The organism is Marinobacter sp. NFXS9, assembly GCF_040148665.1.
Classification (GTDB): Bacteria; Pseudomonadota; Gammaproteobacteria; order Pseudomonadales; family Oleiphilaceae; genus Marinobacter_A; species Marinobacter_A mangrovi.
In genome coordinates this window covers 270,630-285,086 of sequence record NZ_JAGDDW010000002.1, presented here as the reverse complement: position 1 = coordinate 285,086, position 14,457 = coordinate 270,630, and the positions used below count along the sequence as shown (strand labels likewise).

General features: G+C 60.6%; 15 protein-coding genes. 4 read left to right on the top strand and 11 right to left on the bottom strand.

Features of this window, described 5'->3' with window-relative positions; all coding sequences use genetic code 11:
- Window positions 1-34: 34 nt before the first annotated feature.
- The 7 genes from fliF to J3364_RS04870 form a co-directional block, all read right to left on the bottom strand.
- On the bottom strand, window positions 35-1,774 hold the full coding sequence (fliF, locus tag J3364_RS04900; RefSeq protein WP_349557221.1) for a flagellar basal-body MS-ring/collar protein FliF: 1,740 nt from the start codon (window positions 1,772-1,774) through the stop codon (window positions 35-37).
- Between the two features lie 15 nt (window positions 1,775-1,789).
- A complete protein-coding gene (fliE, locus tag J3364_RS04895) occupies window positions 1,790-2,167 on the bottom strand; it encodes a flagellar hook-basal body complex protein FliE (protein WP_349557220.1) in 378 nt (125 codons plus the stop codon).
- Window positions 2,168-2,447: 280 nt separating this feature from the next.
- Window positions 2,448-3,878, bottom strand: coding sequence for a sigma-54-dependent transcriptional regulator (locus J3364_RS04890; RefSeq protein ID WP_349557218.1), 1,431 nt, complete (start codon window positions 3,876-3,878; stop codon window positions 2,448-2,450).
- A gap of 51 nt (window positions 3,879-3,929) precedes the next feature.
- Window positions 3,930-5,165, bottom strand: a complete 1,236-nt coding sequence (locus J3364_RS04885) for a sensor histidine kinase (protein ID WP_349557216.1) — start codon at window positions 5,163-5,165, stop codon at window positions 3,930-3,932.
- A gap of 252 nt (window positions 5,166-5,417) precedes the next feature.
- Window positions 5,418-6,863, bottom strand: coding sequence for a sigma-54 dependent transcriptional regulator (locus J3364_RS04880; protein ID WP_131477912.1), 1,446 nt, complete (start codon window positions 6,861-6,863; stop codon window positions 5,418-5,420).
- 208 nt (window positions 6,864-7,071) lie between these two features.
- Window positions 7,072-7,386 carry an SOS cell division inhibitor gene (locus tag J3364_RS04875; protein ID WP_349557214.1) on the bottom strand — a complete coding sequence of 105 codons (315 nt, stop codon included), beginning with the start codon at window positions 7,384-7,386 and terminating at the stop codon, window positions 7,072-7,074.
- Between the two features lie 145 nt (window positions 7,387-7,531).
- Window positions 7,532-8,893, bottom strand: a complete 1,362-nt coding sequence (locus tag J3364_RS04870) for a DUF1329 domain-containing protein (protein WP_349557212.1) — start codon at window positions 8,891-8,893, stop codon at window positions 7,532-7,534.
- Window positions 8,894-9,152: 259 nt separating this feature from the next.
- On the opposite strand from J3364_RS04870, the gene J3364_RS04865 reads away from it, so the two are divergent.
- Both J3364_RS04865 and J3364_RS04860 read left to right on the top strand, forming a co-directional pair.
- A complete protein-coding gene (locus J3364_RS04865; protein WP_349557210.1) occupies window positions 9,153-9,629 on the top strand; it encodes a DUF6586 family protein in 477 nt (158 codons plus the stop codon).
- 87 nt (window positions 9,630-9,716) lie between these two features.
- Window positions 9,717-9,983 (top strand): hypothetical protein, encoded by a 267-nt coding sequence (locus tag J3364_RS04860; RefSeq protein WP_349557208.1) that lies wholly within the window; start codon window positions 9,717-9,719, stop codon window positions 9,981-9,983.
- A gap of 296 nt (window positions 9,984-10,279) precedes the next feature.
- Here the strand turns inward: J3364_RS04860 and J3364_RS04855 are convergent, their stop codons facing one another.
- The 4 genes from J3364_RS04855 to J3364_RS04840 form a co-directional block, all read right to left on the bottom strand.
- Window positions 10,280-10,807, bottom strand: coding sequence for a cell division inhibitor SulA (locus J3364_RS04855; protein ID WP_349557206.1), 528 nt, complete (start codon window positions 10,805-10,807; stop codon window positions 10,280-10,282).
- Between the two features lie 32 nt (window positions 10,808-10,839).
- Window positions 10,840-11,448, bottom strand: coding sequence for a transcriptional repressor LexA (gene lexA / locus J3364_RS04850; protein WP_123633183.1), 609 nt, complete (start codon window positions 11,446-11,448; stop codon window positions 10,840-10,842).
- Between the two features lie 100 nt (window positions 11,449-11,548).
- Window positions 11,549-11,821, bottom strand: a complete 273-nt coding sequence (locus tag J3364_RS04845; RefSeq protein WP_123633181.1) for an acylphosphatase — start codon at window positions 11,819-11,821, stop codon at window positions 11,549-11,551.
- Between the two features lie 182 nt (window positions 11,822-12,003).
- Entirely contained in the window at window positions 12,004-12,492 is a 489-nt protein-coding gene (locus J3364_RS04840; RefSeq protein ID WP_349557203.1) for a DUF6231 family protein, read from the bottom strand.
- A 274-nt stretch (window positions 12,493-12,766) separates the two neighbouring features.
- Between J3364_RS04840 and J3364_RS04835 the strand changes: the two genes are divergently transcribed.
- Complete coding sequence (locus J3364_RS04835; protein ID WP_349557201.1) at window positions 12,767-13,765, top strand: amidoligase family protein; 999 nt, start codon at window positions 12,767-12,769, stop codon at window positions 13,763-13,765.
- A complete protein-coding gene (locus J3364_RS04830; protein ID WP_123633176.1) occupies window positions 13,741-14,457 on the top strand; it encodes a gamma-glutamyl-gamma-aminobutyrate hydrolase family protein in 717 nt (238 codons plus the stop codon). Before J3364_RS04835 ends, J3364_RS04830 begins: the two co-directional genes overlap by 25 nt.

The following is a 14,457-nucleotide window of genomic DNA, read 5'->3' as shown; positions in this document are numbered from 1 at the left end:
TTCTTTGGCCGGCTGGTTTTGCGCTGCGTTGTCGTCAGTCATCCACGTTTACCCACTGGCGCATGACCTGGGCGACCCGGGCCGGGTCTTCCGAAATCACGCCTTTCAATGCGTTCAGTTGCTTATCATAGCTATCTGTCGCACCAGGCAAAAGGAGGTCGTCGCTGCGATCCATAGCGCTGCGCAGGGCGTCGTCACCTTCGATACCCTGCAGGCTGTCGTAATCGTCCGAACCCAGTGACCGGTCACGCTCGCTGCGACCGGCGCCGGACAGGCTCTTCAGGGTCGGGCGCAGCAGACCAAGGACCAGGATCAGGATCACCAAACCCGCCAGCACCTGCTTCATCAGATCCCAGAACCAGGGCTGCTCCCAGAAGCCCGGTTTTTCAAAGGCCACCTGCTGCTCCGGCGCAAACGCCGTATTCATGACGGTAACACTGTCACCACGGGCCGCCGAGTAACCTACCGCATCCCGCACCAGCAGGGTCAGGCGCTGCAACTCCTGCTCCGACCAGGGCTGGTAGCTGACTTCGCCGGTGTCGGGATTGACCACCCGCTTGTCGTCCACGGCCACGGCAACGGTCAGACGCTGGACCGTGCCCTGCTCCTGGCGAATGTAGCTGACGGAACGGTCCATCTCATAGTTCTTGGTCGACTCGGTGCGGACGTTAACCGGCGTACTTTGCTGCTGGTTCTGCTGCCCCTGCTGACCCTGACCGTTCTGCTGATTCTGCTGGGCCTGGTTGTTGCTGGCCACTTCCGGTGCCGTCGCATTGCCTGGCGGCTGATTGCTGAGCGCACCCGGAATCCCGCCCTGAGTCCCCGCCGCCCGCTGCTCGCTCATCTTCCGCTCGGACCGGATGGCCCGCTGTTCGGGGTTGTAGAGTTCCTGGGCCTTCTCCACGTTGGAGAAATCCAGATCCGCCGAGACTTCGGCGCGGAAGCGGTCGTCGCCCACCACCGGCGCCAGAATACTGGCGACCCGCTTGTTGAGCTTGTCCTCGATGCGGGACGCGTATTCATACTGGTCCTGCATCTGCTTGGCGTCGCTGTCCTCGTCATCATTGGTCAGCAGGTTGCCGTTCTGATCCACAACGGTGACGTGCTCCCGCTTCATTTCCGGCACGCTGCCGGCCACGAGGTTGACGACGGCGGAAATTTGCTCGTCTGACAGGCGCCGGCCGGAGTAGACCTCCAGGAAGACAGACGCCGACGGTTCACGGGCATCCCGGACAAAGACGGAACGCTTGGGAATCGCCAGATGGACACGCGCCCCGTGGACGTTGCTCATACTGGAAATGGTACGCGCCAGCTCCCCTTCCAGGCCGCGGCGGTAGCTGATGGTTTCCATGAACTGGGACGTGCCCAGCCCCTGCTCCTTGTCGAGCAGTTCATAACCGACGGTTTTCTCGTCGGTGACGCCAGCGGCAGCCAGCTTGAGGCGGGCGTTATAGACGTCATCCGAGGCGACCAGGAGCGCACCGGTACGGGGCTCCATGTGATAGTCGATACCGGACTGATCCAGGATATTGGTGACTTCCTGGGTGTTGTAACTGGACAGATCCCCCAATACCGGTTGGTAGTTGGGCTCCTGGGCCCAGAGTACCACCGCGACGCCCAGCGCGACGCTGGCTGCCAGCCCCACCATCAGGCCAATCTGGCGCAGCAGGGTCAGGCGATTGAAGCCGAACAGGAGATCGCTCTGGCTTTCATTGCCGGCGTCGGTCGTTGCCGGTGTATTGGATGTTGTTACTTCGGCGGCTGCACTGGCCATGGTTCTGCTCCGCTATCAGACCGGCATGTTCATGATGTCTTCATAGGCCTGCACCACGCGGTTGCGGACCTGAGTCAGGGCTTCGAAAGAGACCGAGGCTTTCTGCGAGGCAATCATAACCCGGGCAATATCCACATTGGGATCGCCCTGCTCGTAGGCTGTGGCCATTTGCGTGGAGTTGGACTGCAGCTCGTTCACGCCATCTACGGCCTGCTTGAGCATGTCACCAAACCCCGGGGCTTCCTGGGTTTCGCTGGGACCATTGGGCTTGCGGACACTGTCGAGGGAACCCTTGAGCTGGTTCTCCTGCTCGACCCGCTGATTCTGCATCATCTGCGAGCGCAGAGAACGAATCTCGGAAAGGACGTTGTTGATGTCGGCCCGTTGAACCATGGTGCTCTCTCCTCGCCGGTTGCGCCTGACAGCAAACCGGTTCGCGTTGATCAGTCATTGCTGGAGAATTTAAAGCAAAGCTCGGGCCAAACCATAAATAACGTTAATTTTCATAAGGATAAGTAGAGTTTTCGATATTGTTACCGGAACCTTGCCAAATAATTGACTGGCGCCAGGCAGCAGTGCCGAAGGACCGACGGACCGGTAACAAAAAAGTGGCACCCGAAGGTGCCAGACGAAGGAGTTAACGCAGGAGTCAATCAGGGGTTCACAATGCGGATCAGGCTGTGGCCAGCTCCGCGTCGAGGTCGATACCGAAATCACGCATTTGGGCCAGCTTGTAGCGCAGCGTGCGGGGACTGATGCCCAACTGCTCGGCGGCGCGATTCCGGCGGCCGCGCTCACGCTTGAGCGCATCGATGATGATGCGGAATTCACGTTGTTTGAGGTCCTGCCCCAATGAACCGGACTCGGCCTCTGCTTCGGTCATTTCCGTCTGGAGCGGCTCACTGACCGGCAGCGGCGGTTCTTCAACCACCGGTTGCGGCGGGGTTGGCACGGTGCGGGGACTCAGTCCGGTAATGCCCATGTCCAGACACAGATCGTCGGCGACGATGTCTTGCCCCTGAAGCAGCACCAACGCCCGCTGGATGGCATTGTCCAGCTCACGAACGTTGCCCGGCCAGCTGTGATGGCGCAGGGCCTGTTCGGCATCGCGGCTGAAACTGATGCCGGTCAGCTTCATCTTGCGACTGTGGGACTTCAGCAGGTGGCGCGCCAGGGGCATAATGTCCCGCGGGCGCTCGCGCAGCGGCTGCCACTGCATCGGGAAGACGCTCAGGCGATAGTAAAGGTCTTCCCGGAATTTGCCTTCGCGGACATAATCCGCCAGGTCACGGTTGGTGGTGGCCAGCACGCGCACATCCAGCCGGATCGGCTTGCGACCGCCGACGCGCTCCACCTCTCTTTCCTGCAGAACCCTCAGCAGCTTGGCCTGCAAGCCCATGTCCATTTCGGAAATCTCGTCCAGCAGCAACGTGCCGCCGTTGGCCTGCTCGAATTTGCCCGGCGATGAGGCGTGGGCGCCTGTAAAGGCCCCTTTCTCGTGACCAAACAGGATCGCTTCCAGCATGTTTTCCGGGATAGCCGCACAGTTGATCGCCACGAACGGCTGATCCGCCCGCGAGGAATACTGATGGATATAGCGAGCCAGCACTTCCTTACCCGTCCCGCTCTCGCCGGAGATCATCACCGTCGAATCACTGGCGGCTACTTTGCGGGCCAACTGAAACATACGCTGGCTGACCGGATCTTCCGCTACCGGCTCGTCCTTGCGACGGGAGCCATCGCCGCCCACCACCCGACTGACGGCTTCCACCAGCACTTGTGGCTCGAACGGCTTGACCAGGTAATCGATGGCGCCGGCCTGCATCGCGGCCACCGCGTCGCTGATCTGGCCATAGGCGGTAATCAGCATCATCGGCAGCCCCGGATACAGTCGCTGGACGTCCGACAGCAGGTCATGACCGGACTTGCCGGGCATGTTGACGTCGCTCACCACGATATCGACGGGGCCGTCCGCCAGCCGCTGCAGCGCCTGTTCGGCGGAGTCGGCTTCACGTACCTTGAATTTCGCCAGCTCCAGCGTCGTCACCAGCGCCTCGCGCAGGTCACGATCATCCTCGACGATCAGAACGGTTGATTTGGCCATGATTGCCTCCGCCTTGTCCTTACTCTTGTACTCAGTTTCTTGAGTTCGTTGTTAAACCGCGTCCTGGGCCAGTGGCAAGCGTAGAATCGCCTGCGCACCTGAGCCCCCGGACGTCAGATCAAATTCGCCCTTGTGCGCTTTCACCACGGCCTGGACCACAGCCAGACCCAGCCCGGTGCCCTGGGATTTGGTGGTGTAGAACGCCTCAAGCAGCTGCTCGCGCTCTTCCGGCGCAAACCCCGGCCCATTGTCGGCCACGATGATTTCCGCTCGTCCCTCGTTCACGCTGACCCGCACCGTCACATGACTGGCGCCAGCTTCGAGGCTGTTGTTCACCAGGTTCAGACAGGCGCCGATCAGGGCGTCGCGATTGCAGTGGATCGACGCGGTGGACGGTGTCAGCGCCCACTCCAGCGTCGTTTCCGGACGCAACGCCAAAGCATCGGCCGCGCCCTGCAGGGCCTCGCCCAGGGACGCTAGCGACAGCTGTTCTGCCAGGCGTGTCTCGCCCCGCGCAAAAATGAGCATGTCGCGGACCTGTTGTTCCAGGTGAGTCAGTCGGGACATCAGTCGATCGGCACAACGCTGACGCAGCTCCGGCTCCAGGTCCGGCTGGGACAGATGCCCGCCATACAGAATGGCGGCGGACAGCGGTGTACGGATCTGGTGGGCCAGCGACGCCACCATCCGGCCCATGGCCGACAGGCGCTGGGCGTGGGACAGCTGGGCCTGGAGACGACGGGTTTCTGTCAGATCGTTCAGCAGGATCAACTGGCCCGGCTCGTTTTCCATGGAGCGGATTTCAATGCTGACCCGCCGGCCATCCCGCAGCGACACTTCGTGACCGTCGTCGCGGCGCGGTGCAAAACAGCGCCGGATCACCTCCAGCCAGGCCTCCCCTTCCAGCGGCTCGCCGAGCAGCGACACCGCCGCCGGGTTGCACTGGCTGACGACGCCCTTGCTGTCGAGAACCACCACGCCCGCAGGCATAACGGAGAGCAGTGTGGACAGTCGGTCGGCCAGGCGCTCCTTCTCTTCCAGCTCCTGCTGGCGCTGTCGGGTCTCAGCGGTCAGTTCACCAGACAGCTGGTTCACCCGGGACTCCAGCGTGCGGTAGGAATCGGTAATTTGCCGGGACATGCGGTTGAACAGGTCCAGGGCGGAATCCACAGCAGCATCGTCGGTGGCTTCCGGAAACAGCGCCGTCACCTTCTGATTGGCGTCGGCGGCGGCGTTGGACCCACCGGCCGTCGCGGATGACTTGGCGGAAAACTGCAGCTGGCTCATGCCTGACCTCCCGGCTGCGGGCTCACGACGAATGGTCGCGACGCCCGCAATATAATTAGCGTTGCAGGTCGTCAAGCGATTGCTGTGCCAGTTTTTATTTTTTCTTACTTTTCAGTAAGTTTCCGGAAACCAGAAAGCGGAGATGCCAGATATTTGTCGGAATATGAAGGTGTTAGACAAGGCGGGAACGGGATTTTGACAGTGGAAGGAATCAATCATTCGGGCCGGCCACGAACAGCCGGCCCGGGACATTCAGGCGTTTTCGGAGGTCTCTTCGCGCAGGCCGTATTTGCGGACTTTTTCCACCAGCGTGGTCCGCCGAATGCGCAGTTTTTCCGCCGCACGAGCCACGACGCCGCCGGCTTCATCCAACGCCTGTTGGATCAGCTGCTTCTCGAGATTACCCAGGTAATCTTTCAGATCGATGCCGTTGACGGGCAGTAGCGCCGGCGCATCCAGCCCCACCAGACCCGGCACGGCACCCGGCATGCCCTGATCTTCCATCGGCCGATTCTCATCGAAATCGTCCACATAGCGGAATTTTTTGGGCAGCTCCTGGACACCGATCACGCCGTAGGGGTGCATGATGGCGAGGCGCTCCACCAAGTTGGCCAGTTCGCGCACATTGCCCGGCCAGTCATGGCGGCACAGGCTCATGATGGCGGCGGAATTCAGGCGCAGTGAGCCGCGCTTTTCCTTCTCCATGCGGGCGATCAGCTCGTTCACCAGCAGCGGAATGTCCTCGACACGCTCGCGCAAGGCCGGCATCTCGATGGGAAAGACGTTGAGGCGATAGTAGAGGTCTTCCCGGAAATCGCCGCCCTCGATCATGTCTTCGAGATTCTTGTGGGTGGCGGCGATGACCCGAACGTCGGCACTCTGGGTGCGGTTACTGCCCACCCTCTCAAAGGTTTTCTCCTGCAGCACTCGCAGGATCTTGACCTGCATGTTGAGCGGCATATCGCCGATCTCATCGAGGAACAGGGTGCCGCCTTCGGCCATCTCGAAACGACCGATCCGGGCGGTTATCGCGCCGGTGAAAGCGCCTTTCTCATGGCCGAACAATTCACTTTCCAGTAGCTCGCCGGGAATGGCGCCGCAGTTGACGGGCACGAAAGGCTTGTCGCGGCGCGGCGAATGGTAGTGCAGGTTACGCGCCACGACTTCCTTGCCGGTTCCGGATTCGCCGGTGATCAGCACGCTGACTTCTTTATCGGCGACCTGGCTCATCAGCTGGCGCACATGCTGGACACTTCGACTCGTGCCCACCAAGCTGCGGAACAGCTGAACGCTGCGCTGCTGGCCTCGCTCTTTGGATCGGGCGTACTGATCACGAAAGACCTGACCGCGATAGAGGGAGTCAACAAACTTGGTGTAGTTGAGGGGCCATTCCATGCGGGCGATCACCCGTTTCGCGATGTCCTCGCTGACATCGGTCAGGTCGGGATCCCCCACCACCAGAACCGGCAGTCCGGGATCACGCTCGTCCAGCTGCTTGAGTAGGTCGACCAGCCCCGGCTCGGCGCTGTCCACCATCACCGACGTCGCGTCGGCCAGATCGGTCGCCTCAATACTCGCCAAAGCCTCCGGGGCGACCACCTGAGAGACCTCTCCGATAAAATCCAGGATCGTTGTCAGATCACGACGGACTGCGTCATTACTAATCAGGACCAGAATTTTATTGTGTTCGCTGGACATGCGGGATTTGTCTCCGGGTTATCAGGAAGGCACCGACCAGCCAGCTGTCAGATCGCCCCGGGGACGGGTCTGCGAAAGATGTGCTGCATTGGATGCCGGAGCCCCTCGGCAATGCTCTGGAAAGGCCACAGTTTGCCTGAATTCTGACGCGTAGTTAAGACTCCGGAAAGGTTTGAGTCAATTTTATGACGCAATTTTTTACCAAAAATCACGGCCGGCGCCCGCGGGCACGGACATTGGCATAGGTCTTCAGCGCATTACGGTTCTGGTTCATTCCACGCAGTTCCCTCGCCGCCGTATCACGGGATTCGGTCGCCTGCCGGGCAGCGTCGTCCATCAATTCCTGGAGGGTTTCCAGCCGCTGACCCAGTTCACCGCGATCATTCGCCTCATCCGCAACGGCTGCTGAAACCGTCGGCTGAACAGACTGGCTGACCTGCCCCAGCGTCTCCCAGTCTTCCTGCGAGAGCGCTTCGCGAAAGGCGTTGATCAGGCGATCCAGCGATTCCAGTGCGTTCGGCATTCGGTCTTCCCCTTCCCGGCGTTCAGTGGATGATTCACGCAGTATAACCGCGATATCGCCTGCCGCCGACCGGTACGCCACCAGGCTTGCGTCCCAACAAAAAACCCGATCCACAGGGATCGGGTTTTATCGGCGTCGATATCCATCAGCGGCGGGCTGAGCGACGTACCGCAGAGGCGGTGAACTCGTTGCCACGGAAGCCCGGATGGAAATCATACGGGCCCTGGCCATCATCGAGCCCATCCACATAATAGCGGTCGGACTTGAGATCGTAGGTCAGTTCCAGCGTGGTCCAGAACACCGGTACCGTGTAGTAGCTGATGTTGTGAGCCTCTGAAACCCGCCAGAGGTTGCCGTCCTCGTCGTACTCTTCAGACACCAGGATCTGCCAACTGTCTTCGTCGATGTAGAACACACGACGATGATAAATGTGCTCGATGCCGGTCCGCAGGGTGGCTTCCACAACCCAGACCCGGTGCAGCTCGTAACGGGTCAGTTCCTGATTGATGTGGCGCGCCTGGACGATCTTGTCGGCCGTCGCGGACGGCTGATGCAGGCGATAGGCGTTGTAGGGCACGTAGATTTCACGCTTGCCCTTGAGCACCCAGTCGTACTGGTTGGGCGCACCGTTATACATATCCTTCTGATCCACCGAGCGCAGCGACGAGCTGTTGGGCAGATCCGTGGTATAGGCCAGGTTCGGGGACCGACGCAGGCGACGCTCTCCGGATTCATAACGCCACGCCAGACGCGGCGAACGCACCTGGTCCAGCGTCTCGTGAACCAGATTCAGTGTCCCGGCCAGACTGGAGGGCGCCATAATCCGGGTCTTCAGATAGAAGATCTTGTTGTCGATATCCGCGAGGGTAGCGCCCGGCTCGCTGTAGGCGAAGAAGTAGTCGTACTCGGTCAGCACCGGCGTGAACGATCCATCCACCGTCGGTGTGGCAAAGGCGGAACGGTAGGACACTTCTTCCCCGCGGTAGCGCAGAATGTGATTCCAGATCGCTTCCAGGCCGCTCTTGGGTATCGGGAACGGGCTGGTGGCAATGGTATCGCGCACGCCATTACCGTTATCCAGCAGGGTTGCAGAAACGACGTTATCACGCAGGCGATCATAGATTCGCTCAGGGTAAGCCGCCGTACGCCGGGTCCGGTAGACCGGCATCACATAATCGGAGCCGTACTGCTCCAGCAGTTTTCGATGGCCGGCGGTCAGCTTGTCCTTGTAGAGATCGGCATTGCGGGCCGTAATGACGAACAGCGGCTTGTCATCGGTAAACGGATCCGTCTCGATCTTACCCTTCTGGTAACTCGCGGGCGGCGTTGACAGCCCGCCGTCCCAGGCCGGGATCGTGCCTGACGGATTTCCGGCGCGCTCGGCGCCAACCGGTGTCAGGTCCTGATCCAGGCGGGCGGCCTCAGCGTCGGATACCTTGGCCTGGGCGATACTGCCCATCCCGGCCAATGACAACACCGCCATCAGTGCAAGCGTCTGCTTCCCCATAGTCCGTTCTCCAACCAGCATGGACGCATTCCGCCACGGACGACCTTTCGTCGAACGTGTTGCGAACGCGTCGTTATATTTTTCGAATGCGCGCGCTTTTTGCCTGATTGGCGAGCGGATGACAAGCATTGAATTGTAGGAAGTTGTTAATTGGTAGCTTGCGAGGCGCCAATCATCGACACACAACGACAGCGAAACACAGGCAACAATCTGGTAGAATCACAACCAGCAGAGATCAATGAAGTCACGGGGTTCCGACATGGCGTCACAATGGCCGTCATTTACCAGACAGAAGCTGTTTCTGGCCAGTACCCTGTTCCGGCTTGCCGAGCAGCAGGAACACGCCGTTGAGCGGGAAGCCAGCATTCAGGGCGGTATTGCCCTGTTGGCCGAATCACGCCAGGCCCTGCTGCGGGTCATTGCCGACATCTACCAGGCGCGCCAGCAGGCACCACAAAGCCTGGACGCCCTCGCAGACAGCATTGGCGGTGATCGTGCCGAAGTGGAAGAGCTGAGACGCCTGGCCATGGAGCCCGGCTCCTGGTGGCAGCAAACCGAACAGTTGCTCAGTGAGCAACAGAGACCGACAGAGCGCAAGGCGCCAACCGAGCAGGAAAACATGATTGCGATTGCGGCCCAGAACGGACCGGATCGCGCACTGCCGGCACTGCAGGAAACCGCCGGCGGCATGAAAACGTATCTGGAAATGGTCGTGGAGCGTCATGACGAGTGGTGACCAATCACCCTCCCCCATGCAATGACGCAGCGACAACGAACACACTGATTTGAAAAGGCCAATGGCCTTCAGGATAAGGCAGTCTATATGTCCACATCGATTCTGGAAATTGTCGAACTTCCCGATGGTGACTTTGCCCTGCGCCGGGCGGACGACGAAACGACACCGCTGGTGCGTATTTCTTTCTCCCAGGAAGCACGGGACATGATGGAAGATCGCGACCTGTCTGTCGCCAAGGCGATGATGACCGCCGGTATCGAGGCGGTGGGCAATATTGCAGATGCCATCGATTGGGATGATGAAGACGCCGAAGCCGAGGTCGCCAAACCGGCTACCCCCAGAACGCTTCACTGACCGGGTCGGCCCTTCCAGCCCCCGCCCTCATTGTGGCGAGATCAGCGCGGCTGCTCGCCACCATTCACCGATCATCAGCCTCCATCTCACCACTCTTCAGTAACCATTTTTCCTGATCATTGGCGACCGCCCGACCAGAATGCTCAACCTGAGAGGCAGCACCTATCTCTCTCGACCAGAACTTGCGTCACTCATTGTCATTCGATTGTTCTGATAAATGGCCTGCTGACCTATACCCTGCAGACCACAGGAAATACCTGCGCGCCCTTGCGCTCGGCAACCACAACCAAGAGGGCTTACCGCTGACGCAATACGACGCCATGGCTGTTGCCCTGTGCCGACGCCGACTGTAGGCGCTCGAACGCCGGCGCGCCCATAACACCACCGGTCCACATCACGACCGCATGACACGTTCCGGCCCGTAGAGCACGCTCGGCCAGTGACGACGCATCGTGCTGATCGCTGGAACGCAGCACCAGGATTTCTCCGGCAACGATACCGTGCATCTGCTGCCACTTCTGCATCAGTGCCTGGGGCGGGTCAATCCACGCCAACCAGCGGCGCTCCTGGTTGAGCTGGGTCAGCATGGGCAGGAGCAACTGCATGTTTTCCACCTGCGCTTCCGGCAGGATAATCTCCGTCACATTCCCTTGGGGCACCTGAGGCGCCGATGCTCCGCGGGACGACGCGCTCCTCGCGAAATCAACGGATCCGGTCGGGCGGCCCGCCTCCTGGCGACGACTCTGTCGTTCCAGGGCCGGCTCCACAACAGGCACCGGCATCGGATGACGGGAAAGTGACGGGTTAAAACTGAGCTGCTCCATGGGACACCTCCGAATGCTCGCGTGCCGGGTGGTCAGTGCATATCCGAACGACGGATCACACCCACCCCCAGGCCTTCGATAAACAGTTCCTGCTCTGTGAGATCAACCTCGATGGGGTCGAATTCCTCATTCTCGGCAATCAGGTAGACACGGGAGCCGTCGCGCTTGTAGCGCTTGACCGTGACTTCCTCGCCAACCCGGGCCACGACCACCTGGCCGTTATGCACGTCCTGGGTCCGGTGAACCGCCAGCAAATCGCCATCGAGGATACCGATGTCCTTCATACTCATGCCGCGAACGCGCAGCAGGTAATCGGCGGATGGGGAGAAAAAAGTTGGCTGCAGGGCACAATAGTCGTCGATGTGTTCCTGCGCGAGAATGGGACTGCCGGCAGCGACCTGGCCGACAATCGGCAGGCCCGGATCTTCTTCCGCTTCCGGCAGCCGGATGCCACGACTGGCGCCCGGCACCATTTCGATCGCACCCTTGCGGGCCAGCGCCCGCAGGTGTTCTTCCGCGGCGTTTGCGGACTTGAAGCCCAACTCCTGGGCGATTTCCGCACGCGTGGGGGGATAACCCGTCTCATCGATCGACCGACGGATCACATCCAGTACCTGGGTTTGTCTTGGTGTCAGCTTCATGCCGTTGACCTGTCTTTATATACAGTATCAACGACTATATACAGTATTTCATCCAGTGTAAAGACGGTATACAGAAATCGGATCCAAGCCCTGAATACAACTATTTGATGCGGAAACCCTGATGGCTCCGGAAGCCGACCGCCTCAACATCTACGTGATCCACCCGAGCCCGCTCAGGGCCCTTGTGAAGCCACTCCACCAGACGATCCAGGGCATCGCCGTCACCGCAGGCAACGACCTCGACACGCCCATCCGGCAGATTCTTGGCATACCCGGAGAGGCCTTTCGCCTGTGCCTGTTCCTGCGTACTGGCACGAAAAAAGACGCCCTGAACTTGTCCGGAGATCCGGACCCTGATGCATTGCTCGTCCATAGCCACCTCCTGATAACGGCGTGACGCCGCGGGCAAAATGCTGACCCACTGCATCGCCGGCGCCACATTCTTTCCATCGTCCTTACTCTAACGCGGTACCGGCGCACTGAAAATGCCACCAAAGAGGACCGAACGCCCACTTCATACAGGATCAGGTCGGCGCGCTCCCGCTTGATGACGGGCTACCAGCGGTATTTGCCCCAATTCTCGGGGTTGGCCCAGAAACGGGGATTGTTCCAGTCCCGGGGTCGGTTGTAGGTGGCGATGTCGTAGGTAAACAGTTCGATGCCGTCGTCCAGAGTCGCATAGCGGGTGAAGGCCAGGCTGATCATATCGTTGAACGACCAGTCATCGTCCGGATGCACGCTGACCGCAACCCGGCGGGCACCCGCGTTGCGCAGCCAACCCAGCAGCTGCCGGGCGTCTTCATGGGAAAGCGTCCCCAGCATGTCGGTCACCAGCGCCAGGTCGACCACTTCAGCCCGACGGGACAGGCCCGTAACAGACTCGCCGTTCAGTTCCAGCAATTGCGAGCCGGCATGATCGGCCCAGACCCGACCGATACGGGCTGCCGTATCCCCTGCAACGATCAGGCTCTCGGGTCGGTATTGGCCGATTAGCTGTTTCAGGGTCTGCTCGAGCATGTCGATGTTTACTCCAGTGGTCATCATAGGGTGCGGGGTCATCCTGTCCCGATCGCGCACTACCGGCTCCCGACGCAGGGTAACCCGCTCGCCAGAGTCTCCTTCAGTCTAACAGCCAGCCACCAGGGACGTCGCACGCTCGGACCGGCGATGACGGTCTGTTAAGCGGCACTCGCTTGAGAGGCTGTGATAGAGTGACCCACAGCGAGTAGTGGCCTGCCTGGCAGGCCTGTAGACGATCGATCGGAGGGTGCGGCAAACGCTGCGACGCCCTCGTCCGGCTTTCAGACAAGGAGAGAACATGAGCTCGGATCAGGTAATCCGGATGCCCAGCATCCGCAACAACCGGGACGGCGATGAACGCCATGTCGGTGTCGAAGTGGAGATATCCGGTCTGTCCTATGACGGTCTTGTCAATCTCTGCGCGGGTTTGCTGGAGGCAGAGCCCCGCCTGGAGTCCCGGTACGTGAGCCGGCTCGACTCCCCGCTCGGCGATTTCACCATCGAGCTGGATTCCGATCCGATCAAGGACCTGGACCTGCAGGACGATCGCCTGCCCGAATCCATCCGGGAGCTGGGCAGTCATGCCATGGAGGTGATCGACGCCGCCGCCGAGCGCATCGTGCCCCTGGAGATCGTCAGCCCGCCGCTGGCCCTCTCCGACCTGAAAACCATGGAGACACTTTGCAACAAGCTGCGTGAAGCCGGTGCCGAGGGCAGCCGGGAAGCCCTGATCTATGCCTTCGGCCTGCAGCTCAACCCGGAGTTGCCCGATCTGGAACCGGCGACGATCCTGGCCTACCTGCGTGCCTTTGCCGCGCTCTACGACTGGCTAAAGTCCCGTCACCAGCTGGATATCAGCCGCAAGTTCACCACCTACATCGAGCCCTGGGACACCGACTACGTCGACCTGATCATGCAGCCGGACTACAACCCGGATCAGGCGACGCTGATGAAGGACTACCTGCACTACAACCCGACACGCAACCGCGCCCTGGATCTGCTGCCGTTGTTCTCTCATCTCGACGATGCGTTGCTGCGTCAATACGTCGATGATGAAAGGGTCAAAGCCCGTCCCACCCTTCACTACCGGCTGCCGGACTGCGACATCGACAACCCGCAGTGGCACTTTTCCACCGTCTGGAACGACTGGGTCCTGGTGGAAAACCTCGCGGCCGATGCCGAACGGCTCCAGTCACTGATGGCGCTCTACCGTGAGAGCCGCAAGATCAGCTTCAAGAACCTCACCACCAGCTGGAAGGACCGCTGCGACGAATGGCTTACGCAGAACCCGGGCTGACCATCGGGATCAGTGGACCGTCACGACAACGGCTGACACACCGTCTGATGCGCCTGGGGCTGGCGCTTTACGGCGCCCGTAGCGTCTTTATTCGCCCGGGCGCCCGGGTGGACGTCAGCCTGCTCGACGGCCTGATCCTTTCCGGGGGGACACACGTCCATCCGGAACGATACGGCCGCAAGCCGGAAGTGACCGCCCGCTTTGACCGAATGCGCGATACAACCGACTGGCACCTGCTGGAAGAATGCCAGCGCCTGCACTTGCCGGTGCTGGGTATTTGCCGAGGTGCCCAGTTGATCAACGTTTTCCGGGGCGGCTCCCTATGCCAGAACGTCACACCGCTTCGCGTCAACACGCGACACCGACCCTTGCTGCTGCCCCTGCAGACCGTCCGCCTGGTGCGTGACAGCCTCCTCGGCCAGATCATGCGCGCCACCACCATCGGCGCCAACCGCATCCACAGCCAGGCGATCAAGCGGCTGGGACAGGGGTTGCGGGTGGTAGCGATCGACAACGACTATTTCGTGCAGGCGGTTGAGAGCGAGGAAGGGCAATGGCTTCTGGGGGTGCAGTGGCATCCGGAATACCTGCTCTATCATCCGATGCACCGGCGTATTTTCGAATGTTTTGTCGAGCAGGCCAGGGAATACAAGTTACAGCGACTGGGGCGGAGTGAGGGACCGGTCCTTTAG

Bases quoted from the DNA above. Each gene is read 5' to 3' on its own strand.
- fliF (WP_349557221.1), bottom strand. From the start codon at position 1,774: ATGGCCAGTGCAGCCGCCGAAGTAACAACATCCAATACACCGGCAACG.
- fliE (WP_349557220.1), bottom strand. From the start codon at position 2,167: ATGGTTCAACGGGCCGACATCAACAACGTCCTTTCCGAGATTCGTTCT.
- J3364_RS04890 (WP_349557218.1), bottom strand. From the start codon at position 3,878: ATGGCCAAATCAACCGTTCTGATCGTCGAGGATGATCGTGACCTGCGC.
- J3364_RS04885 (WP_349557216.1), bottom strand. From the start codon at position 5,165: ATGAGCCAGCTGCAGTTTTCCGCCAAGTCATCCGCGACGGCCGGTGGG.
- J3364_RS04880 (WP_131477912.1), bottom strand. From the start codon at position 6,863: ATGTCCAGCGAACACAATAAAATTCTGGTCCTGATTAGTAATGACGCA.
- J3364_RS04875 (WP_349557214.1), bottom strand. From the start codon at position 7,386: ATGCCGAACGCACTGGAATCGCTGGATCGCCTGATCAACGCCTTTCGC.
- J3364_RS04870 (WP_349557212.1), bottom strand. From the start codon at position 8,893: ATGGGGAAGCAGACGCTTGCACTGATGGCGGTGTTGTCATTGGCCGGG.
- J3364_RS04865 (WP_349557210.1), top strand. From the start codon at position 9,153: ATGGCGTCACAATGGCCGTCATTTACCAGACAGAAGCTGTTTCTGGCC.
- J3364_RS04860 (WP_349557208.1), top strand. From the start codon at position 9,717: ATGTCCACATCGATTCTGGAAATTGTCGAACTTCCCGATGGTGACTTT.
- J3364_RS04855 (WP_349557206.1), bottom strand. From the start codon at position 10,807: ATGGAGCAGCTCAGTTTTAACCCGTCACTTTCCCGTCATCCGATGCCG.
- lexA (WP_123633183.1), bottom strand. From the start codon at position 11,448: ATGAAGCTGACACCAAGACAAACCCAGGTACTGGATGTGATCCGTCGG.
- J3364_RS04845 (WP_123633181.1), bottom strand. From the start codon at position 11,821: ATGGACGAGCAATGCATCAGGGTCCGGATCTCCGGACAAGTTCAGGGC.
- J3364_RS04840 (WP_349557203.1), bottom strand. From the start codon at position 12,492: ATGATGACCACTGGAGTAAACATCGACATGCTCGAGCAGACCCTGAAA.
- J3364_RS04835 (WP_349557201.1), top strand. From the start codon at position 12,767: ATGAGCTCGGATCAGGTAATCCGGATGCCCAGCATCCGCAACAACCGG.
- J3364_RS04830 (WP_123633176.1), top strand. From the start codon at position 13,741: ATGGCTTACGCAGAACCCGGGCTGACCATCGGGATCAGTGGACCGTCA.